This window comes from Patulibacter americanus DSM 16676, from assembly GCF_000420025.1.
Taxonomy (GTDB): domain Bacteria; phylum Actinomycetota; class Thermoleophilia; order Solirubrobacterales; family Solirubrobacteraceae; genus Patulibacter; species Patulibacter americanus.
In genome coordinates this window covers 165,867-186,014 of sequence record NZ_ATUD01000009.1, presented here as the reverse complement: position 1 = coordinate 186,014, position 20,148 = coordinate 165,867, and the positions used below count along the sequence as shown (strand labels likewise).

Annotated in this window: 19 protein-coding genes and 1 pseudogene; 10 read left to right on the top strand and 10 right to left on the bottom strand. The window is 74.5% G+C overall.

Translation table 11 applies throughout. The features are described from left to right. Nucleotides 1-112: 112 nt before the first annotated feature. Nucleotides 113-469, top strand: a complete 357-nt coding sequence (locus F593_RS0115370) for a rhodanese-like domain-containing protein (RefSeq protein WP_022929642.1) — start codon at nt 113-115, stop codon at nt 467-469. A gap of 310 nt (nt 470-779) precedes the next feature. Here F593_RS0115370 and F593_RS0115365 read toward each other — a convergent pair whose 3' ends face one another. The 10 genes from F593_RS0115365 to F593_RS0115320 all read right to left on the bottom strand — a co-directional run bounded on the left by F593_RS0115365 (nt 780) and on the right by F593_RS0115320 (nt 10,972). Beyond that, on the bottom strand, nt 780-1,496 hold the full coding sequence (locus tag F593_RS0115365; RefSeq protein WP_022929641.1) for an LOG family protein: 717 nt from the start codon (nt 1,494-1,496) through the stop codon (nt 780-782). Nucleotides 1,497-1,550: 54 nt separating this feature from the next. Further along, entirely contained in the window at nt 1,551-2,717 is a 1,167-nt protein-coding gene (locus F593_RS0115360) for a M20/M25/M40 family metallo-hydrolase (RefSeq protein ID WP_022929640.1), read from the bottom strand. A gap of 144 nt (nt 2,718-2,861) precedes the next feature. Continuing rightward, on the bottom strand, nt 2,862-3,986 hold the full coding sequence (locus F593_RS0115355; RefSeq protein WP_022929639.1) for a trans-sulfuration enzyme family protein: 1,125 nt from the start codon (nt 3,984-3,986) through the stop codon (nt 2,862-2,864). Further along, a complete protein-coding gene (locus F593_RS0115350; protein WP_028721719.1) occupies nt 3,983-5,353 on the bottom strand; it encodes a cystathionine beta-synthase in 1,371 nt (456 codons plus the stop codon). The genes F593_RS0115355 and F593_RS0115350 overlap by 4 nt, the downstream gene beginning before the upstream one ends. A gap of 144 nt (nt 5,354-5,497) precedes the next feature. Next, a complete protein-coding gene (sufD, locus tag F593_RS0115345; RefSeq protein ID WP_028721718.1) occupies nt 5,498-6,772 on the bottom strand; it encodes a Fe-S cluster assembly protein SufD in 1,275 nt (424 codons plus the stop codon). A gap of 72 nt (nt 6,773-6,844) precedes the next feature. Further along, on the bottom strand, nt 6,845-8,296 hold the full coding sequence (sufB, locus tag F593_RS0115340; protein WP_022929636.1) for a Fe-S cluster assembly protein SufB: 1,452 nt from the start codon (nt 8,294-8,296) through the stop codon (nt 6,845-6,847). A 2-nt stretch (nt 8,297-8,298) separates the two neighbouring features. Continuing rightward, complete coding sequence (locus F593_RS0115335) at nt 8,299-8,613, bottom strand: Rieske (2Fe-2S) protein (RefSeq protein ID WP_022929635.1); 315 nt, start codon at nt 8,611-8,613, stop codon at nt 8,299-8,301. A gap of 148 nt (nt 8,614-8,761) precedes the next feature. Beyond that, nucleotides 8,762-9,388, bottom strand: coding sequence for a cysteine dioxygenase (locus tag F593_RS25770; RefSeq protein WP_022929634.1), 627 nt, complete (start codon nt 9,386-9,388; stop codon nt 8,762-8,764). Continuing rightward, the gene (locus F593_RS25765; RefSeq protein WP_022929633.1) at nt 9,385-10,455 is read right to left on the bottom strand and encodes an amidohydrolase family protein; all 1,071 of its coding nucleotides are present in this window, start codon (nt 10,453-10,455) and stop codon (nt 9,385-9,387) included. The genes F593_RS25770 and F593_RS25765 overlap by 4 nt, the downstream gene beginning before the upstream one ends. A gap of 79 nt (nt 10,456-10,534) precedes the next feature. Further along, nucleotides 10,535-10,972, bottom strand: coding sequence for an iron-sulfur cluster assembly scaffold protein (locus F593_RS0115320; RefSeq protein ID WP_022929632.1), 438 nt, complete (start codon nt 10,970-10,972; stop codon nt 10,535-10,537). A gap of 217 nt (nt 10,973-11,189) precedes the next feature. Here F593_RS0115320 and F593_RS0115315 point away from each other — a divergent pair, with 217 nt between their 5' ends. The 9 genes and pseudogenes from F593_RS0115315 (at nt 11,190) to F593_RS25740 (ending at nt 20,062) form a co-directional block, all read left to right on the top strand. Next, nucleotides 11,190-12,605 (top strand): prenyltransferase/squalene oxidase repeat-containing protein, encoded by a 1,416-nt coding sequence (locus F593_RS0115315; RefSeq protein WP_169449203.1) that lies wholly within the window; start codon nt 11,190-11,192, stop codon nt 12,603-12,605. Continuing rightward, nucleotides 12,602-13,408, top strand: a complete 807-nt coding sequence (locus F593_RS25760; protein ID WP_022929630.1) for a MotA/TolQ/ExbB proton channel family protein — start codon at nt 12,602-12,604, stop codon at nt 13,406-13,408. The genes F593_RS0115315 and F593_RS25760 overlap by 4 nt, the downstream gene beginning before the upstream one ends. Further along, nucleotides 13,405-13,725 carry a DUF2149 domain-containing protein gene (locus tag F593_RS0115305; RefSeq protein WP_022929629.1) on the top strand — a complete coding sequence of 107 codons (321 nt, stop codon included), beginning with the start codon at nt 13,405-13,407 and terminating at the stop codon, nt 13,723-13,725. The genes F593_RS25760 and F593_RS0115305 overlap by 4 nt, the downstream gene beginning before the upstream one ends. A 64-nt stretch (nt 13,726-13,789) precedes the next feature. Continuing rightward, nucleotides 13,790-14,593, top strand: a pseudogene (locus F593_RS31230) (HugZ family pyridoxamine 5'-phosphate oxidase); the annotation flags it as partial. Nucleotides 14,594-14,608: 15 nt separating this feature from the next. Continuing rightward, entirely contained in the window at nt 14,609-15,493 is an 885-nt protein-coding gene (locus tag F593_RS31225; protein ID WP_342672897.1) for an ABC transporter substrate-binding protein, read from the top strand. 7 nt (nt 15,494-15,500) lie between these two features. Beyond that, nucleotides 15,501-16,496 (top strand): FecCD family ABC transporter permease, encoded by a 996-nt coding sequence (locus F593_RS0115295; protein WP_022929627.1) that lies wholly within the window; start codon nt 15,501-15,503, stop codon nt 16,494-16,496. Further along, nucleotides 16,496-17,353 carry an ABC transporter ATP-binding protein gene (locus F593_RS25750; RefSeq protein ID WP_022929626.1) on the top strand — a complete coding sequence of 286 codons (858 nt, stop codon included), beginning with the start codon at nt 16,496-16,498 and terminating at the stop codon, nt 17,351-17,353. Before F593_RS0115295 ends, F593_RS25750 begins: the two co-directional genes overlap by 1 nt. A 71-nt stretch (nt 17,354-17,424) precedes the next feature. Then, on the top strand, nt 17,425-18,597 hold the full coding sequence (locus F593_RS28580) for an HtaA domain-containing protein (protein WP_022929625.1): 1,173 nt from the start codon (nt 17,425-17,427) through the stop codon (nt 18,595-18,597). Between the two features lie 157 nt (nt 18,598-18,754). Beyond that, nucleotides 18,755-20,062, top strand: coding sequence for an esterase-like activity of phytase family protein (locus tag F593_RS25740; RefSeq protein ID WP_022929624.1), 1,308 nt, complete (start codon nt 18,755-18,757; stop codon nt 20,060-20,062). Nucleotides 20,063-20,148: the final 86 nt, after the last annotated feature.

Here is a 20,148-nt window from a genome sequence, read left to right as displayed (position 1 = left end):
GCGGTACGCCGTCCGCGACCGCCGGCCACGGCTCCGACGCGGGCACGCGCAGCGCCAGGCGCGGCGGGGCCGCGCGGCCGGGGCTCGTCACGCCGCGCGGTACGTTGGGGGCATGGCCTCCCCCGTCTTCGATCACCCCGGCCTCGAGGTCGACGTGCCCGAGCTGAAGGCCGCGCTGGCCGACGGCGCCGTCACCCTCGTCGACGTCCGCGAGGACTACGAGTGGAGCGAGGGACGCATCGACGGCGCCGTCCACATCCCCATGGGCGAGCTGGGCGCCCGCCTCGGCGAGCTCCCCCAGGACGAGACGATCGTCATCAACTGCCGCGTCGGCGGCCGCTCCGGCATGGCCGCCCAGGCCCTGCGCGACGCGGGATACGACGCCTGGTCGCTCCGCGGCGGCCTCCTCGGGTGGGACCGCGCAGGCGAGCCGCTGGTCCCCGAGGGCGGCCGCGTCGCCGACCACTGAGAGAGAAGGGGTGGGTCGAGGCAGGCAGTGCCGGATCGCTGCCGCCTCGCAACGGCTCGTCGGCCCACTGATGCCGTCGACGGGCCGTCCGCGTCCGCCTGCCTCGACCGCCGGCGACGAATCAGCGTGCCCCGTCCGGCCGACCAGACGGAGCTGCCGCCAGACGCTCCCCCGCGCCGCCCCCGGACGGCGCCCCCCACCCCGGACGGCGCCCAGGCCGGCGCAGGCGGTCGCGGACGGTCCGCGGGCCGGACGTGCGAGCCGGCGAACCAGCGACAGAGGCCCGCCGGCGTCCCCTGCCTGCGCCGGCCTACTGACTCTCTCCACTCCGCAGGTCGCAGGCCTCGCAGCAGATGCGGACGACCTCGTCCAGGTCGTCCGTGACGGTGAGCAGGTCCTCGTCGCCGGGGGAGACCAGGCCGTCCGCGAGGAGGCGGGCGTGGATCCAGTCGACCAGGCCGCCCCAGAACGCCGTTCCGACGAGGACGACGGGGTAGCGGCGGATCTTCTTCGTCTGGACGAGGCAGAGGACCTCGAAGAGCTCGTCGAGGGTGCCGAAGCCGCCGGGCATCGCGACGAAGGCGTCGGAGTACCGGACGAAGCTGACCTTGCGCGTGAAGAAGTAGTGGAACGGGACGGCCAGCTCGACGTACTCGTTGGCGCCCGTCTCGAACGGCAGGTCGATGAGCAGGCCGATGGAGCGCGCGGTGCCCTCGTGGGCGCCGCGGTTGGCGGCCTCCATGATTCCGGGGCCGCCGCCGGTGATGACCGAGGCGCGGGCGTCCGTGGCGAGCTTGCGCGCCAGCTCCCGTGCGGTCTCGTACTCCGGGGTGCCGGGACCGAGGCGGGCGGACCCGAAGACGGTGACGCCGCGGCGCACGTCGGCCAGCGCCCCGAAGGCGCGCTCGAGCTCACGCGAGATCCGGTCGATCCGCTGCGGATCCGTGAGCTCGGTGGTGACCTGGGGCCACTCTGCGCCCAGCAGCTCCTCGTCGGGGGACTCGGCGGGGTGCGACTCGGCGGACACGCTCCGACTGTATCCCCCGCGCGTCACGCCCGCGGCACCACGGGCCGCGCCCGCTCAGGCCGGCCGCAGCACCGCCTGGAGCACCGCGAGCGCCACGGCCGCGCGGTCCTCCAGCGTGCCACCGTCGATGTGCTCGTGGCGTGCGTGTGCGCCGCCGCCGAGGGGGCCGAGACCGTCGACGGCGACACGGACCCACGAGGCCAGGTGGCTCGCGTCGGAGGCGCCGCCGCGACGCGCGGCGTGGATCGGGCGGCCGAGCAGCTGGCCCGCCCGTGCGAGCACCAGGGCGGCCTCCTCCCGGTGGTCCATCCCCGGCCACAGCCGGCCGAAGGACGCGTCGATCGCGACCCCGTCGACATCGGTCGGCATGTCGGCGAGGACGGCCTCGAGGGCCGAGGTCTCGTCGGCGCGGACGTCGCAGATCAGCTCGCCCTCGTCCGGGACGACGTTGAGCGCCGCGCCGCTGCGGACGATCGTCGGCACCGCGCTGACCCGGCCGGGTCCCGCCGGGTCGTGGTGGCCGGCCAGCCGCAGCGCCAGGGTCGACAGCGCGAGCAGGGCGTTGCGGCCGTCGTCGGGCTTCGCGCCCGCGTGGGCGGCCAGGCCCGTCGCCCGCAGGCGGATCGCGGCGGCGGCCTTGCGCTGCACGACGACGGCCTCCTCCCCCGCCTCCGTGCGCTCCCCGCCCTCGAAGCACAGGCAGGCGTCCCAGCCGGCGAACCGCTCGCCGTGGACGAAGGACTCGGTCCGCCACTCCTCGTCCGCGACGAGCAGCAGCGCGAGCTCGTCGACCGCGGCGAGCGCGGCCGGATCGTCGGCGACGGCGCGCAGCAGGCCGACGGCGATCGCGTCGCCGCCCTTCATGTCGAACGAGCCGGAGCCGCCCCAGCGGTCGCCGTCGCGCTCCAGCGGCCGGTGCTGATCGTGCGGGACGACCGTGTCGAGGTGGCCGAGGAGCACCACGCGCGCCGTGCCTGTGCCGCGCAGGCGGACGAGGAGGTCGGAGGGGCTGCCCGTCGTCGAGCACGGGATCCGCTCGACGGTCGCGGCCGCGGGCAGCCACGGGCGCAGGAGGGCGACGCAGCGCTCGAAGCCCTCGTGGTGACCCGAGGGCGACGAGACGGCGACGAGTTGCTCCGTGAGCTCACCGGCGTCGCGGGCGACCCGCCCCGCCGAGGCGAGCAGGGCGCCGTCGGCGGGATCGGGCGGGGAGGTGGCCATGGACGAACCCTCTCACGCCCGTCGTCGAACCGCGGTCGGGCGGAGGGTCCGACGGGACGCGTCGGTCGGGCGCGTGTCCGCCCGCACCCGCGGTCCGGGCCGGCCGGGGACGCCGCCGAGGCGGCGTCCGTCGTCCTCCCGTCCTCAGCCCGCGTTGGCGGCGATCGCCTGACGGAGGTCCGCGACGAGGTCGTCGGGGTCCTCCACGCCGCAGGACAGGCGGACGAGGTCGGCGGGGACCGCCGCGTCCGAGCCCGCGACGGACTGGTGGGTCATCGCCGCCGGGACCTCGATGAGGGACTCCACGCCGCCGAGCGACTCCGCGAGGGAGAAGATGTTCGTGGCGGTCGTGATGCCCAGCGCGCCGGGGTGCTGGAAGGAGACCATGCCGCCGAACCCGGGCCAGCGGACGTCGGTGACCCCGTCGACGGTGCGCAGGAACGCGGACACCGCCTCGCCGTTCTTCGTGTGCTGCGCCACCCGCAGGTGCAGGGTGCGCAGGCCGCGGTGCAGCAGGAAGCAGTCGAACGGGCCGGGGATGGCGCCGACCGAGTTCTGCACGTGGCGGACGGCCGCGTGCAGGGCCTTCTCGCGCACGACCACGGCGCCGCCGACGACGTCGGAGTGACCCCCGAGGTACTTCGTCGTGGAGTGCACCACGGCGTCGGCGCCCCACTCCAGCGGGCGCTGGTTGATCGGCGTGGCGAACGTGTTGTCGACGACGACGATGAGCGACGCGCCGACCTCCTTCGCGCGGGCGCGCACCCGCTCGATGAGCGCGGGCACGTCGACGACGTTCAGGAGGGGGTTCGTCGGGCTCTCCACCCAGACGACCGAGGTCTCGGGGCGGATCTTGGCGACCGTGGCGTCGAGGTCGCGCTGGTCGACGAGGTCGTACTGGAGGCCCCAGCGCGAGAACACGGAGTCGACCAGGCGATAGGTCCCCCCGTAGAGGTCGTTGGGCAGGACGACGTGGCCGCCGGTGCCGGCGACCGCGGTGATCAGCGCGTGCTCGCCCGCCAGCCCGCTGGAGAACGTCGTCGCCAGCCCGCCCTCGAGCTGGCCGAGGGCCTTCTCGAGCGCCGCGCGCGTCGGGTTGCCCGAGCGGGCGTAGTCGAAGTCGCCGACGTACTCGCCCGGCGAGGGCTGCACGAACGTCGACGTCTGGTGGATCGGCGGGATGATCGACCCGTACGTCGGGTCGGGGTCCAGGCCCGCGTGCACGGCGCGGGTCGCCATCTTGGCGTCCGCGGGGATCTTGGAGCTCATGCGGGCACCACCAGCGACTCCAAGAGGTCCGAGCGCGTCACCAGGCCGACGGGCCGCCCGCCCTCGATGACGGCGAGCGCCTGCTGGTCGCCCGACAGCAGCTCGACGGCCTCGCGGACGGGGCCGTCGGAGGAGATCGCCGGGAAGGGCAGCTCCATGACGTCGGAGATGTCGGCGTCGAGCACCGCCGGGTCCTTCGCGGCGCGGCGCAGCAGGCCGCGCTCGCCGATCGAGCCGACCAGCGCGTGCGTGTCGTGGGGCGAAACGACGGGCAGCTGCGAGACGCCGTGCTCGTGCATGACGGCGATCGCCTGGCGGACCTTGTGGTTCGGGCGGACCGAGACCATCTGGGGCACGCCGCCCTCGCGCTCCTTCGTGCGCAGGACGTCGCCGACGGTGCGCTCCGGCGGACGCTCGAGGAACCCGTGCTCGCGCATCCACGTGTCGTTGTAGATCTTCGACAGGTACGAGCGGCCGCCGTCGGGCAGGATCACGACGACGACGGCGTTCGGGTCGGTGATGCCGCGGGCGACCTCGAGCGCGGCGACCATGGCCGTGCCGCAGGAGCCGCCGGAGAGGATGCCCTCGACGAGGGAGAGCTGACGGGCCGAGAGGAACGCGTCCTTGTCGGAGACCGTCACGTAGCGGTCGACCATCGACGGGTCGAACGTGGAGGGCCAGAAGTCCTCGCCCACGCCCTCGGTCAGGTACGGGCGGACCTCCTCGGACGAGTAGATCGAGCCCTCCGGGTCGGCGCCGATGACCTCGATCTCCGGGTTCTGCGCCTTGAGGTACCGCGCGATGCCGGTGATCGTGCCGCCCGTACCGACGCCGGCGACGAGGTGGGTGATCTTCCCGGCCGTCTGGCGCCAGATCTCCGGGCCCGTCCAGTCCACGTGGGTCTGGGGGTTGGCCGGGTTGGCGTACTGGTTCGGGTTGAACGCGCCCGGGATCTCCTGCGTGAGGCGCTTCGAGACGCTGTAGTACGAGCGCGGCGAGTCGGGGGCGACGTCGGTCGGGGTGACGACGACCTCGGCGCCCAGGGCGCGCAGCAGGTCGATCTTCTCCTGCGACATCTTGTCCGGCATCACCGCGATCACGCGGTAGCCCTTGATGCGCGCGGCGATCGCGAGGCCGGTGCCGGTGTTGCCGGAGGTCGGCTCGACGATCGTGCCGCCGGGACGCAGCAGGCCGTCGCGCTCGGCGGCCTCGATCATGCGCAGCGCGACGCGGTCCTTGATCGAGCCGCCGGGGTTCAGCGCCTCGACCTTCGCGAAGACCTGCGGCGTCAGTCCGGCGGCGATGCGCGAGAGGCGGACGAGCGGGGTCTCGCCGATCGCGTCGAGGATGGAGTCGTGGGCCACGATCTCCCCGGGGGCACCGCCGGACGGCGGGCTCGCTACCGAGGGGTCGTGGGCGGGGGGAGCAGCGGAATCGCTCATCCACCTACCTTAGAACCCCGAAGGCGCGCGCCCGGTGCGACGGGACACGCGCCGACGGGGTTCGTCGGACTACGAGAGGACGCGGTCCATGCGGCGCTGCAGGATCTCGCCGAGCGCCTCGCGCACGGGGCCCTCCTCGAACCGCGTGACGAGCTCCGCCAGGAAGCCCTCGATGACCATGCGGCGCGCCATCTTGAGGTCCAGGCCGCGGGAGCGGAGGTAGAACAGCTGCTCCGGGTCGATCTGGGCGATCGCCGCGGCGTGGGTGCAGCGGACGTCGTTCGCGGCGATCTCGAGCCCCGGGATCGCGTCGGCGTGCGCCTTGCGGCCCAGCAGCAGGTTGCGCGACTCCTGGAAGGCGTCGGTCTGCTGCGCGTCCTCGTCGACCTTGATCATGCCGCGCCAGACCGTGGAGCTCTTCTCCGCGAGCACGCCGCGGAAGGCCAGGTCGGAGGTCGTGTTCGGCGCCGCGTGCGTCTGCAGCGTGTCGAAGTCGAGGTGCTGCTTGCCGTGCGTGGCGTAACCGCCCGTGACCCGGCCGTGGGCGCCGGGACCGTCCAGGGAGGTCTCTTGAAAGACCTTGCCCTTCGCGGAGCCGAGGCCGAGCGTGATCCAGTCCATCCAGCCGTCGCGCTCGATCGTGGCGCGCTGGGCGCCGAAGATCCAGGACGACTCGGAGAGGTCCTGCACGTCGACGAAGCGCAGGCGCGCGTTCTGCCCGACGTGGACCTCGACGACGCCGTTGACGAGCGCGTCGAGGTCGGGCGACGCGGACGTCGTCTGCGACCAGACCTCGGCCGAGGCGCCGTCCTCGAGGACGATCAGCGTGCGCGGCGAGACGGTGCGGCCGGCCTGCTCCTGGATCTGCGTGAGCAGCACCGGGGCCGAGAGCTGCAGGCCGCGCGGGACGTGGACGAAGAAGCCGCCCGTCCAGTCGCGGTCGTTGCGGGCCGTGAAGGGGGTGCGGGCCGTCTCGATCTTGCCGAGGTAGGGCTCGACGAGCTCGGGGTGACGGGCGGCGGCGACGTCGAGGGGCAGGACGATGGCCTGCTTCTCGCCGGGGGCCGGCACCTGGACCGCCTCGTCGACGACGACGTGGTCGACCTGCGTCAGGCGCAGGGTGCCCTCGGGCAGGTGGTCGAAGATCCGCGGCGCGGTCTCGGCCGTGGAGGCGTCGCCGCCCTGAGCAGTCGGGTAGGCGTCGAGGTCGAGCTCGGGGATCTCGGTGAACTCCCAGCCCGGCGTGCCGCGGAAGCGCGGAATCTCGAGCGTGGGCAGCTCCTCGGCGGCGCCGCTGCGGTGCGCGGCGAGCCAGACGGGAGCGGGAGCGGTGGTCTGCGTCATGAAGGTCTTCGGGTCGGATCGGTCGGGGCGGCGGGGGCCTCCGGACACCAGGCGGTGCCCGGAGGCGACGGCCTAGCCGATCGACCCCTCCATCTGCAGCTCGATGAGGCGGTTCATCTCGACCGCGTACTCCATCGGGAGCTCCTTGACGATCGGCTCGATGAAGCCGTTGACGATGAGCTTCGCGGCCTCCTCCTCATCGATCCCGTGGGACTGGAGGTAGAAGAGCTGCTCGTCGCCGACCTTCGAGACGGTCGCCTCGTGGCCGATGTCGACCTGGTCCTCGTCGATGCGGATCGTGGGCCAGGTGTCCGTGCGCGACTTGTCGTCGAGCAGGAGGGCGTCGCAGACGACCTTCGACTTCGAGCCGATCGCGCCCTTGCCGACCTCGAGCAGCCCGCGGTAGCTCGAGCGCCCGCCGTCCTTCGAGATCGACTTGGCGAAGATGTTCGACGTCGTGTTCGGCGCCGCGTGGACGATCTTCGCGCCCGCGTCCTGGTGCTGGCCCTTGCCGGCGAAGGCGATGGAGAGGACCTCGCCGTGCGCGCCCTCGCCCATCAGGTAGACGGCCGGGTACTTCATCGTCAGCTTCGACCCGAGGTTGCAGTCGACCCACTCCACCGTGGCGTTCTCTTCGGCCACGGCGCGCTTCGTCACGAGGTTGAAGACGTTGTTGGACCAGTTCTGCACGGTCGTGTAGCGGATGCGGGCACCCGGCTTCGCGATCAGCTCGACGACCGCGGAGTGCAGCGACGAGCTGGAGTACGTCGGGGCGGTGCAGCCCTCGACGTAGTGCACGTAGGAGCCCTCGTCGGCGAAGATGATCGTCCGCTCGAACTGGCCCATGTTCTCCGTGTTGATGCGGAAGTAGGCCTGCAGGGGCATTTCGACGTGCACGCCCGGCGGCACGTAGACGAAGGAGCCGCCCGACCACACGGCGCTGTTGAGCGCGGCGAGCTTGTTGTCGTTCGGCGGGATCACCGTGGCGAAGTACTTGCGCACGAGGTCCTCGTGCTCACGGAGCGCCGTGTCCATGTCGGTGAAGATGACGCCCTGCTTTTCGAGCTCCTCGTTCACCTGGTGGTAGACGACCTCGGACTCGTACTGCGCGCCGACGCCGGAGAGGAACTTGCGCTCGGCCTCCGGGATGCCCAAGCGGTCGAACGTGTTCTTCACGTCCTCCGGGACGTCGTCCCAGGAGCGCTCGGAGCGCTCCGAGGCGCGGACGAAGTAGTGGATGTCGTCGTAGTCGACCTCGGCCAGCATCGGGCTGCCCCACGTCGGCTGCTCGCGGGCGAAGAAGTAGTCCAGGGCCTTCAGGCGGAAGTCGCGCATCCACTGCGGCTCCTGCTTGAACTCCGAGATCTTCTCGACGATCTCGCGGTTGATGCCCTTCGGCGCCTTGAACAGGTAGTTCTCGGCGTCGTGGAAGCCGTACTTCGCGGTGTAGTCCGCGTTGAGGTCGACGAGCGAGGACTCCTCCTCGTTGAGGAGGGAGCCGCTGGTGTCAGGGGGCGTGGGCATTCTCAGTCCATCTCCAACTTGATGGTGTCCCCGTCGACGACGACGGGAAAGGTGTCGACCGGCTGATAGGCCGGAAGGGTCTTCGGACGACCCGTGCGCAGGTCGAACAGCGCGCCGTGGCGCGGGCACTCGATCGTGCAGGCCTCCGCGTCGAGGGTGCCCTCGGAGAGGTCACCGTCGTCGTGGCTGCAGCGGTCCTCCATCGCCAGGATCTCGCCCGCGCAGTTGACGACGACGATCTCGACGTCGTCGTGCTCGAGCGTCACGCGGGCCCCCACGGGGAGGGCGGAGAGCGGGCAGACGTCGATCAGCGGCACAGGGAAGACTTGCGAGGAGGCAACGTTGCACCGGTCGCCGCGGGCGATCCTGCCGCCCGAGCGGTATGTCCGATGCCGTTGGACGGAATTGTATCGCGCCCGCGTCCCGATTTCGTCCCTGGATTGAAGGGACTTCAAATAGGGCGCCCTAAGTTCCCCGCGTGTGACGGGGCTCCGGTCGCCCCGCCCGCGCGACATCTGCCCGACGGCCGGCAGGCCGGCCGACGACCGACGGAGCCGGGTCCCTCAGCCGCCGGGGGGGGACGAGCGCGTCCTCGCCGGGCTGCGCGTGGCGCAGCAGCCGGCCGTCCGCGGCGATCTCGTACGCGCCCGTCCGCACCAGCGGGGGCGAGTAGGCGTGGACGGAGACCGCGGGCTCCCCGCCGGGGTGGCGCATCCGATGGATCTCGGTCGGCTCGATCGTCGCGCCCGTCTCGCCGTCCAGGCGGCGCGCGATGGGCGCGCCATGGAGCGTGAGCCGCTCGTCGACGATGGCCCCGCGGGCGACGGCGACGCCGGCGCTCGAGACGTCGTGGTCGTGGAAGCCGGTGTCGTGCCCGGGGCTCCAGCAGAGCAGCCAGACCGTGACGTCGTCGTCCTCGTGCAGGAGCGCGTAGGTGCGGGTGTGCGGGTCGTGGCGCACCGCGTGCTCCCAGCGTGCCGGGTCCGCCGCGATCTCCCGGGCGAGGGCGAGGAGCTCGGCGGGGCTGCGTGTGCCGGAGGCGACGGGGTAGTCGCCCTCGAGCTCCTCGGCGGTGCGGATGACCGTGCTCATGCCGCCACCGCCGCGTTCACGGGGGCCGGCGTCGCGTCCGACGAGCCCGTGGCGACGGCGCCGGAGAGCGCCTCGCCCACCACCGCCGGGGCGGGCGCGACTGCGGGCAGCGCGCCCGGCGCCGGGGCGGCCCCCAGGGGCTCGCCCAGCAGTCGTGCGGCGGCCACCGTGCTCAGGCGCACGGGGTCGAGCCCCGGGACCTGCGGCACGTGCCCCTCCACCGGCGCGACGACGGGGCGGTCGCTGCCGAAGACGAGCCGATCGGCACCGACCGCGTCCGCCGCGGCCGCGAGGGTGCGGGCGCCGAAGGACGACGTCTCGTACGAGACGAACGCGGAGCGCGCCAGGTCGACGGGGCCGCCGCGGGCCGCGAGCCGCTCGAGCATGAGCGCGCCGCCGCCCGCGAGGGCCGCGAACGCGACGCGCAGCGTGGGGTGCTGGCGGTGACCGCGGTCGAGCCACGTCGCCCACGCCCGCAGGAGCTGCCCCGTGTAGTCGCCGATGGCCGGCCACCACGGTGCGTCGTCGCGGCGTCCGGTCGCCGCGCCGCCGGCGGGGGCGCCGGGGTGCACGAAGAGGGGCCGGTCCGCGCGGGCCAGCTCCTCCAGGACGGGGCCGTAGTGCTCGAGCGCGTCGGCGTCGGCGAGCGCGGCGGCCGGCACCGCGAGGCCCACCGCCCCGCGGCGCAGCGCCGCGCGCAGGTCGGACGGACGCGGGTCGCGGGCGGCGACGGCCGCCCACACGCCGAACGGTCCGCCCTGGACGCGAACCCCGTCCTGCCAGGTCGCCAGGAGCGCGCGGGCCTCGTCCGCGGGCAGCCCGTCGATGCCGATGGCCAGCGGCGGGACGAGGAGGGCGCGGTCGAGCCCGGCGGCGACGAGGCCCCCGGCCCGGCGGTGCAGGTCGATCTCGGCCTCGCCCAGCGTGCACGCCGGCTCGCCGGGGAGCAGGAGGCTCCAGCCCCCATCGGCGTCTCGGCGGGTCCGCGGGCCGTCCGTGCGCGCCGACAGGGCGGCGAGGAACGACTCGGGCCACGCGTGCTGGTGCAGATCGGTCGCGAGGCTCACGACTCTAAAACTACTAAAACCGACCCGTTTTTCGACTTTAGGTCGGGAATTCGTCCGTCGCCCCGGAGGGCGACGCGGCTCAGAACCCGGCGGCGGGGCCCGTTCCCCCGGGGGGCGGGACGGCCTCGGACTCGTCCTCCCAGTCCACGGCGGCCCCGAGGGCGGCGGACTTGATGATCTTCAGCGACAGCAGCGCGCACTTGATGCGCGTGGCCGAGATGTCGATGCCGAGGAGGTCGAGGATGAAGTCCTGATCCAGCCGGCGCAGCTCGTCGACGCTCATGCCGACGAGCTCCTCGGAGGCCATCGACGCCGACGACTGGCTGATGGCGCACCCGTGCCCGTCGAAGCGGACGTCGGTGACCCGGCCGTCGTCCCCGACGCGCAGCATCACCTTCAGCTGGTCGCCGCAGGACGGGTTCTTGTCCTCGAACTCGAGGTCCGCGGGATCCAAGGTGCCCCAGTTCCGCGGGCGCTTGTAATGATCGAGGATATTCTCGCGGTAGAGCTCGTCCATGACTCCTCCCATGGTGGCACGTGGGGACACCGTTCCCCCCACGACAGGCGACGCACGCCCCCGCGGGGCGACGGCCGGCGGAAGCCGGCCCTCTGCTACCTTCCGACGCCTCGTGGTTAGGGTCCCCAAACGCCTAGCGGTCGTCGTGGCGGTGAGCGCTGCTGCCTCGGTCGGGCTCCCGGGACCCACCGCCCCCGTTCCCGCCCTGGCGCCGGCCGTGGCCACCGCCGCAGAGAAGGCCGGCCCGGTCGAACGGGCCCTCCGCCGCCTGCAGCACGCCCAGAACCGCGACGGCGGCTTCGGCCAGCAGCCCGGCGACCCGTCCGACCCCAAGACCTCCGTCTGGGCGGCCCTGGCGATGGTGTCCCTCCGCATCCATCCGGCCGACCAGCCCAGGACGAACAGCTCGGCCTTCGACTACCTCACCCGCACCGGGTTCCAGGACAAGCTGCAGGACAGCAGCGACCTCGCCGCGTTCATGCTCGTGATGCAGGCCATCGGGAACCCCGATCTCGCGGTGGGAGCGGGAAGCAAGTTGAAGGAGCGGCAGGGGGGCACCGGCGGGGTCGCGGAGCGCCCGGGCGGCAGGCCGACCACGCAGGCCACCGCCCTCGCGACGCTGGCGTTCCTCGGTGACCGCGTCAACAGCGCCGCGGCCCAGGACACGGCCAAGTGGCTCAAGGGCGCGTTCTTCCAACGGGGTTGGGGGGCCACCTCCGGCGCGGCCCCCCGCCCGGGCACGACCGGGATGGCCGTCACGGCCCTGATGGCGGTCGACTCCGCCGACATCCGGAACTCCCAGGCGCAGAGCTACCTCCTCTCGGCCGTGAACGACGACGGCGGCTTGGGTGGAGCCAGACCCGCATCGTCCGAGCCGTTGGCCACCGCCTGGGCGATGCTCGGTCTGAAGGCCGTGGGGAGTCAGGCGCGTGACGCCGCCGGCAGCACCGGGGTCTCCACGGCGACCTACCTCTCGAGGCAGCAGAACGCCGAGGACGGCGGGTTCGGTGACACGCTCACCACCGCCCAGATCCTCCCCGGGTTCAACGCCTCCAGCCTCACCGTCGCGAAGCCGCTCGTCCGCGGCGAGTCGAACCGTGTGAGCCGCAGGGGCGGCCCGCCGCAGAAGAACCCCGCCGTCTCGGACGACGATGGCGACGGACAGCCCGGGAAGGGGTCGCAGGTCAACCCGGGCGACGACGGCAAGCCCGACGGGAACCCCTCGAGCAACGACCCCACCGACGACACCGCACCGCCCGCGCCCGACGACGGCGGAACGCCGACCTCGGGCATCCCGAGCAGCCCCGCCCCCTCCACGCCGGCCCCCTCCACTCCTGCACCCACCCCCACTCCCGCCCCCACCCCGCCGAAGCCGGCCGACGACACCGTCGCCGCGGCGGGCGGGGACGGCGACGAGCAGGACGACGACACCGCGGCCGACACCGCGACGAAGCAGGTCAACGGCGTGGTCGTCGGCGCCCGCGCCGCCGCAGCGGCGAGCCCCCCGGGCCTCGACGCCGGGGGCGGTGACGCCGGGGACCGCGGCGCCGCGGTGCTCGGCGGGCTGATCGTCGCGCTGATCCTCGTCGGCACCCAGCTCGAGCGGCGCCGCCCGAAGAGGATCGTCTCGTGACCCCGCTGGCCGAGGGCTTCGTCGCCGACGCGCTCTCCGGGGTCGCCTCCGTGCTCGAGATCCCCGTGCACGTCGCGGCCCTCGTGCTGCTGCTCGTCCTCGCGCTCGAGCTGGGACGCGCCGTCACGGAGCTCTGGCGGCGCCACCGACCCGGCCGCATGCCGCTATGGGCGGTCGCCCGCGAGGCCGTCGCCGAGCCGCACCGGGCGGCCGCCCTGGCCCGCACGGCCCCGACAGCGCTGGCCAGCCGCGCGGTCGAGGCGCTCGGCTTCGCCGTCGGCACGGGCGACGCCAAGCGCGTCGAGGACGCCCTGACGGAGTACGAGCTCGGCGTGCAGCGGCGCCTGGACGGCACGCGCCTGCTCGTCCGCGCCGCCCCCGCGCTCGGCCTGATGGGCACCCTGATCCCGCTCGCCCCCGGACTCGAGGCGCTCGGCCGCGGCGACATCGGCGCGCTCGCCGCCGACCTCCGCACCGCCTTCGCCGCGACCGTGATCGGGCTGCTCGTCGGCACGGTCGCCTTCGCGCTCACGCTCGTCCGCACGCGCGTCTACACCGAGGACCTGGCGGCGCTCGAGCGCGCGATCGCCGGCCGGCTGCCCGGCACGAGCGATCCGACCACGGGTCACGCGGCCCACGCCGGAGGCGCGGCCGGCACGCCCGGGGTGGCCGTCGGCTCGGCGGCCGGCGCCGCGCAGACCACCGGCGTCGTGCCGGCCGCGCACCACCCCGTGCCGTTCGCCGGCGCACCAGCGCCGGCCCCGGCCGCCCCCGCCCCGGACGCGACACAGGCCGGGGCATGAGCCGCGTCGGGCTGCGCCGGGCGGGACCCGACTCCGACGGCGGCGATCCGCTCGACGGCCTCGTCAACCTCTTCGACATCGGCATCGTCCTCGCGGTCGCGTTCCTCATCGCCGGGCTCAGCCTCGGGGCCTCGCAGGCCCAGCGCGACACGCCCCAACAGACGTCCACCGAGCGGACCGTCACGACGCCGCCCGACGGCGGTCGGGCGGAGGGCTCCGGCACGGCTGTCGGCACCGTGTATCGCCTGCCCGACGGGCGCCTCGTGCTCGAGGATCCGCAGGCCGGCGGCGGCACGACCACCACGCCCGTTCCTTGACCCCCGGTAGCAATTAGGGGTCGCTAACTTTCGGGTCGCCTAACGTGGTAGCGTGCGCGCCGAAATGCTCGACGCTCCTTCAGATCACCAGGCCCCGGCGGACGTCTTCGCCGTTCCCGGTCCGCTCGCGACCCCCGTCGCGGGCGACGCCCGTCCCTCCGCCGCGGAGGAGGCCCGCACGATCGTCGCCGGCACCACGGTCGGCACGCTGGGCACGCTCAGCGACGACGGCGGACCCTGGGCCTCGATGGTCGCGTTCGCGAGCCTCCCCGACGGCCGCCCGGTGCTCGTCGTCTCCACCCTGGCGGAGCACGGGCGCAACCTGCTGCGCGACGGGCGCGCGAGCCTGAGCGTCGTGGCGCCCGCCCGCGGCAAGGACCCGCTCGACAGCGGCCGCGTCTCGCTCGCCGGGCACGTCGAGGCGGTCGAGGGCGAGGACGCCGAGCAGGCGCGCGCGGCCTACGTCGCCGCGGTCCCCCCGGCGGCCCTGTTCGCCGGCTTCGGCGACTTCCGCACCTGGGTGCTGCGCGTCGACCGGGTGCGCTGGGTCGGCGGCTTCGGCCGGATGGACAGCGTGACCACGGCGGAGTACGCAGCGGCCGCGCCCGACCCCGTCGTGCCGAAGGCCGCCGGCGCGATCGACCACCTGAACGCCGACCACGCCGACGCCCTGCTGGCGATGGCGCAGAGCCTGGCGGGCTACAGCGACGCGACCGCTGCGAAGTGCGTGCGCGCCGACCGCTACGGCCTGGACCTCGGCGTCGAGACCCCGCGCGGCAAGGCGACCGCCCGCGTGGCCTACGACGAGCGGCTCGACGAGGCCGGCGGGCTGCGCGCCGCGACCGTCGCGCTGGCCAAGCGCGCCCGCGGCGGCGTCGCCGCCGTGCTCGTGGCCGTCGCGGTCGCGCTCGGACTCGCCGGCGGACCGCTGACGGGGACGGCCGACGCCGCGAAGGCCCCGAAGAGCGTCGTGACCCTCACGCCCTTCACCTCGAACATCACCGCACGGCTGGGCGTCCGGCCGATCGCGGCGGCCCCCGTCGGCGAGAAGGGCAGCATGATGCGGGCCGCCCCCGGCCTGCAGGGCGTCCGGCGGCTCCCGATGAGCCACCCGAACGGCCCGGACATCGAGACGCTGATCCGGCTGGACCCGGACCTCGTCCTCTCCTCGCCGAACTGGCGGACCGGCACGCCGAAGATCCGGAGCCAGCGGATCGAGGTCATCGACGGCTGGGAGCCGCTGCGGGTCAACACCGTCTCCCCCGCCGTGCGACGCATCGCCAAGAAGCTCGGCAAGACCGCGAAGGCCGCCAAGATCACGAAGGCGATCGACGCCGGCATCAAGAAGGCACGTGCCGGCATCACGAAGCGCCCGAAGGTCCTGATGGTCCTCGGCGTCGGCACGAACACCACCGCCTTCCTCCCGAACTCGTGGGGCGGCGACATCGTCGGCTACGCCGGGGGGACGCTCGTGACCGCCGGCCTGCGCGCCGGCTTCGCCGAGGGCACCCCGGGCAGCTTCGCGCCGCTGAGCGACGAGGAGGTCCTGCGCCGCGACCCGGACGTCATCATCGTCGTGCCGCACGGCAACGACGACCAGATCCAGCAGGCCAAGGACACCTTCGCCAACCGTCCGGGCTGGGCCTCGACCCGCGCCGTGCAGAGCGGCCAGCTGCACATCGTGGACTCCGAGCGCCTCCTGCAGGCGTCGGACAACCCCGGCGCCGTGATCGAGTGGGTCCGCCGCGACCTGCTGAAGAACCGCTGAGCTCCGGGTGACGCTCCGCCAGGCCGCCGTGCTCGGCACGGCGGCCGTCGTGTTGGTGATCGCCGCGCTGGCCTCGATCTCGCTCGGCTCGACGACGATCCCGCTCCGGGACGTCTTCGACGCCTTGCCGGTGGTCGGGGGCGGCGGCGTCGACCGCGCCACGGACCAGATCATCAACGGGCTGCGGATCCCCCGCACCGTCACCGCGATCCTCGTCGGCGCGGCCCTCGGCATCGCCGGCGCCCTGCTGCAGGGCGCGCTGGCCAACCCGCTCGCGTCCCCCGATGTCGTCGGCGTGACCGCCGGCGCGGGCTTCGGCGCGATGCTGCTGCTGCTCGCCGCACCCGGCGCCATCGCCCTGGTGCCGCTCTCCGCGCTGTTCTTCGGTCTCGTGGCGACCGCGCTCGTCTTCACCGTCGCCTGGGCCGGCCGCGGCGGGGGGAGCATCGCTCGGCTGATCCTCGCCGGCATCGCGGTCTCCGCGGTCTTCACCGCCGGCACGACCGCGCTCATGACGGCGTACCCGGACCGCGTGTCGTCCGCGATCTTCTTCGTCGCCGGCTACCTGAGCTACGACGGCTGGCGCGTGCTGCAGGACGTGTGGCCGTACCTCGCGGTCGGGTTCGTCGCCGCCGCGTTCCTCATCCGCCCGCTCGACCGGCTCGCCCTGGGCGACGACGTCGCGCAGTCGCTCGGCGTCCGCCCGCGGCTCGTCCGCCTGGTCGCCGCGGGCGTCGCGGCGCTGCTCGCCGCCGCGGCCGCCGCGCTCGCCGGTCTGCTCGGGTTCCTCGGCCTCGTCGTCCCCCACGCCGTGCGGCTCGCCGGCGGCACGGCCAGCCACCGCTTCGTCGTGCCGACGTCGGCCGTCGCCGGCGCGGCCCTGCTGCTCGTCGCGGACACCACGGCCCGCCGCGTCGCCGCGCCGCTCGACCTGCCCGTCGGCCCGTTCATGGTCGTCCTCGGCGTCCCCCTGTTCCTCTGGCTGCTGCGGAAGGCCGTGTGATGGCCCGGGACCACGACGCCGCCCGCACGGGCTCCTCGGTCGACGGCGCCCCGCTCCTGCGCGTGCGCAACCTCGCCGTGCGCCTCGGCGGCACCGAGATCGTCCGCCACGCCGACCTCGACCTGCACCGCGGGCAGCTCGTGGCCGTGGTCGGCCCCAACGGCGCCGGCAAGTCGACGATCGTGCGCGCCGCCTCGGGCCTGCTGCGGCCCGCCGCGGGGACCGCCGAGTGGGACGGCACGGACGTGCGCCGCGTCGGCGCCCGCCGCCTGGCACGGATCCGCGCCTTCGTCCCCCAGCGCCCGCAGGTGCCCGCCGGCATCACGGCCCACGAGGCCGTCACGATCGGGCGCTCGGCCCACGTCGGAGCGCTGCGCCGCCCCGGGGCCGCCGACCGCGCGGCCGTCGACCGCGCCCTCGAGCGCGCGGCGGCGGGCGACCTGGCCGAGCGGCAGCTCGTGACGCTGTCGGGCGGCGAGCTCCAGCGCGTGCAGCTCGCCGTGGGCCTGGCCCAGGGCGCCCCCGCCCTGATCGCGGACGAGCCGACCTCGGCGCTCGACCTCGGCGCGACCGCCACGATGGCGCGCCTCCTGCGGTCCCTCGCGGACGACGGCCTCGGCATCCTGCTCGTCGTCCACGACCTCGCGCTCGCGTGCGCGATCGCCGACACGGTCGTCGTCGTCGAGGACGGCCGCACCGTCGCGGCCGGCCCGCCCGTCGAGGTCCTGAGCACGGAGCGCCTCGCGACCACCTGGCGCGTGGACGCGGCGCTGCGGACGGACGACGCCGGCCGTACCGCCCTGCACGTGGGGTGGCTCGGCGCCCTGGACGACGCACCCGGGCGACCGCTCGGCTAGCCTGGACGGGCGCCTGCGTTAGGGCGCCCGAAGACCGCGCGGCCCCCGGGCCGCCGACCCCGAGGAGCACCATGACCCGCACCCGTTCACGCCGCGCCCGCACGACCCTCGTCGCCGCAGGGACGCTCGCCCTCCTCATGCCGGCGACGGCCGCCCAGGCCGCCGCGCCGACGGTCGTCACCGGCGGGGCGACGACGCTGCGCCCCGCGGGCCCGGCGTACCGCACCCTGGCCCGCGCGGGGGTGCGCGTGCGCTCGCTCGGCGACGCACGGGCCAGCGGCTCGCGCTTCGTCCTGCCCGTCACCGGCGGACAGCGCGGCCGGGTCACCGTCCTCGAGCACGGGGCGACGGACGGCCTGCAGCTCCAGGGTCGCGACGACGCCGTGCGGCTGACCGGTCTGCGGGTCCGCCTCGGCCGGTCCGCCCGCGTCACCGGCCGGGTCGACGGCGGTGCCGCCTCGACGCTGTTCGTGCTGAAGGCGTCGGGCCTGTCCGGCACGGCGGCGAGCGGCCGGGCCACCCGCCGCAACGTCACCTGGCGCCTGAGCGCCAAGGCCGCGCGGACCCTGCGCCGCGAGCTCGGGGTGCGCGACCTGCGGGCGGGCGCGTTCGCCACGACGTCCCTGACCGCCCTGCTGCAGAAGCCCGGCGCCCCGCCCGCGCCGGGCGCTCCCGCCCCGGGTCCGGCCGCCCCGGCCCCCGGCGGCCCGGCGCCCCGCGTCGTCGCGGGCACGGCCGGGTGGGGCGTCAAGACCTCGTTCCGCAACTACGTCGGCAGCGCCTCCGGCGGCGCCACCGGCAAGATCGAGGTCTCCGACGGCGCCACACGCGTGCCCGACGGGACCTTCGGCTTCGGCGCGGGCACCGGCACCGTCGACCGCGCCACGGGCGCCCTCGACGTGGCGTTCCGCGGCCAGGTCTACTTCGAGAAGCACGGGTCGGGCGAGAGCGCCGCGCTCCGGCTCTGGGTGCGCAACCCGCGCGTGGTGTTCAACGGCACCGTCGCGATGCTCCACGCCGACGTCTCGAGCAAGGACTCGGCCACCGCGCGGGTGGTGGACTACCCCAACGTCGCGCTGGCGCAGCTCGACCTGACCAAGGGCAGCCGCACGGCCACGGACAGCACCGTGACGTGGACGGCGATCCCCGCCACGCTCACCGAGGCGGGCGCCCCCGCCTTCGCCGGCTTCTACGGGGCCGGAACCGAGCTCGACCCGATCAGCTTCTCCGTCACCACGGGCTGACCGAGCTCCCGGCGCGCGGGGCGGCATCGGCCCGGCGGCGGGTGCGAGCGGCACGCCGAGGGGCGGACGACGGCCGCCGAGGACACGCGGCGGACGCGCGGCGCACTTCACGCGGGGGTGACATGGCGGGCGCCCCCGCCCGGCAGGCTCCGGGTCGATGCGCTCCCCCCGACTCATCCTCCGCTCCCTCCCCCTCCTCGCCGCCGCGTCCGTGCTGGCCCTGCCGGCCGCGAGCGCCCAGGCCCACGGCCACGGCGACCACCCGTGGAAGCCGGGCCACCCCGGCAAGCCCGGCAAGCCCGGCCACCCCGGCAAGCCCGGCCACCCCGGCACGCAGCCCGCCGCGCCGACGCTGCTCGCGCGCGCCACGCTGTCGGCGACGACCTACCTCCCCGGCCCGGTCTCGGGCACGGCGCTGGCCCCGACGACGCTCAACGGCGTCACCCCGCCGTTCCCCGGCCAGCCGATCCCCGGCTTCTCCGGCGTCCTGACCGAGCGCGACGGCACCGTGCTCGGCCTGCCCGACAACGGCTTCGGCACGAAGGGCAACTCCGCCGACTTCCTGCTCGCCATCCACCGCGTGAAGGCCGACTGGCGCACCGCCCGCGGCGGCGCCGGCACGATCGCCGTCCGCGACACGATCGCCCTGCGCGACCCGGACCGCAAGGTGCCCTTCGCGCTCACCCGCGAGGACCGCCGGCTGACCGGCGCCGACTTCGACGTCGAGTCGATCCAGCGCGGCGACCGCGGCTCGTTCTGGATCGGCGAGGAGTTCGGCCCGTACCTGCTGCACGTCGACCGCACGGGCAAGGTGCTCGAGGCGCCGGTGCCGCTCCCCGGCGTGAAGAGCCCCCAGAGCAACGAGCTCGCCGCGGGCGAGACGCCGAACCTGCCGCCCAGCGGCGGCTACGAGGCGATGGCCGCGATGCCGGGCGGCCGCACGCTGCTGCCGATCCTGGAGAAGGCGCTCACCACCGAGGCCGACCAGACCCGGCACCTCGTGCAGGAGTTCGACGCCCGCCGCAGCCGCTACACCGGCCGCACCTGGACGTACCGGACGGAGCGGCCCGACACGTTCGTCGCCGATGCCCAGGCGCTGGACCACCGCCGTCTGCTCGTGCTCGAGCGCGACAACTTCGGCGGTCCGCAGGCGCAGATCAAGAAGCTCTACGTCGTGGACCTGCGCAAGACGGACGCGACGGGCGCGCTCGTCAAGACCGAGGTCGCCGACCTGCTGAACCTGCGCAACCCTGGCGTGACGCAGGAGCTGCCGGGCACCTACGGGCTCGGCCAGCCGTTCAAGTTCCCGTTCGTCTCCGTCGAGTCCGCCCTGCACCTGGGCGGCGGCCGGGTGCTCGTCGCCAACGACAACAACTTCCCGAACGACGCGGGCCGTCAGCCGGGCAAGGCCGACGACACCGAGCTGATCCAGATCGACGTCCCGGCGCTGCGCCGCTGGCGCTAGGACCGGGCCGTCGGGCGCCGGGGCGCCCGACGCCGGTGGCGGGCGGGCGCCGGGGAGCCCGGCGCCGGTAGCGGGCGGGCGCCTCG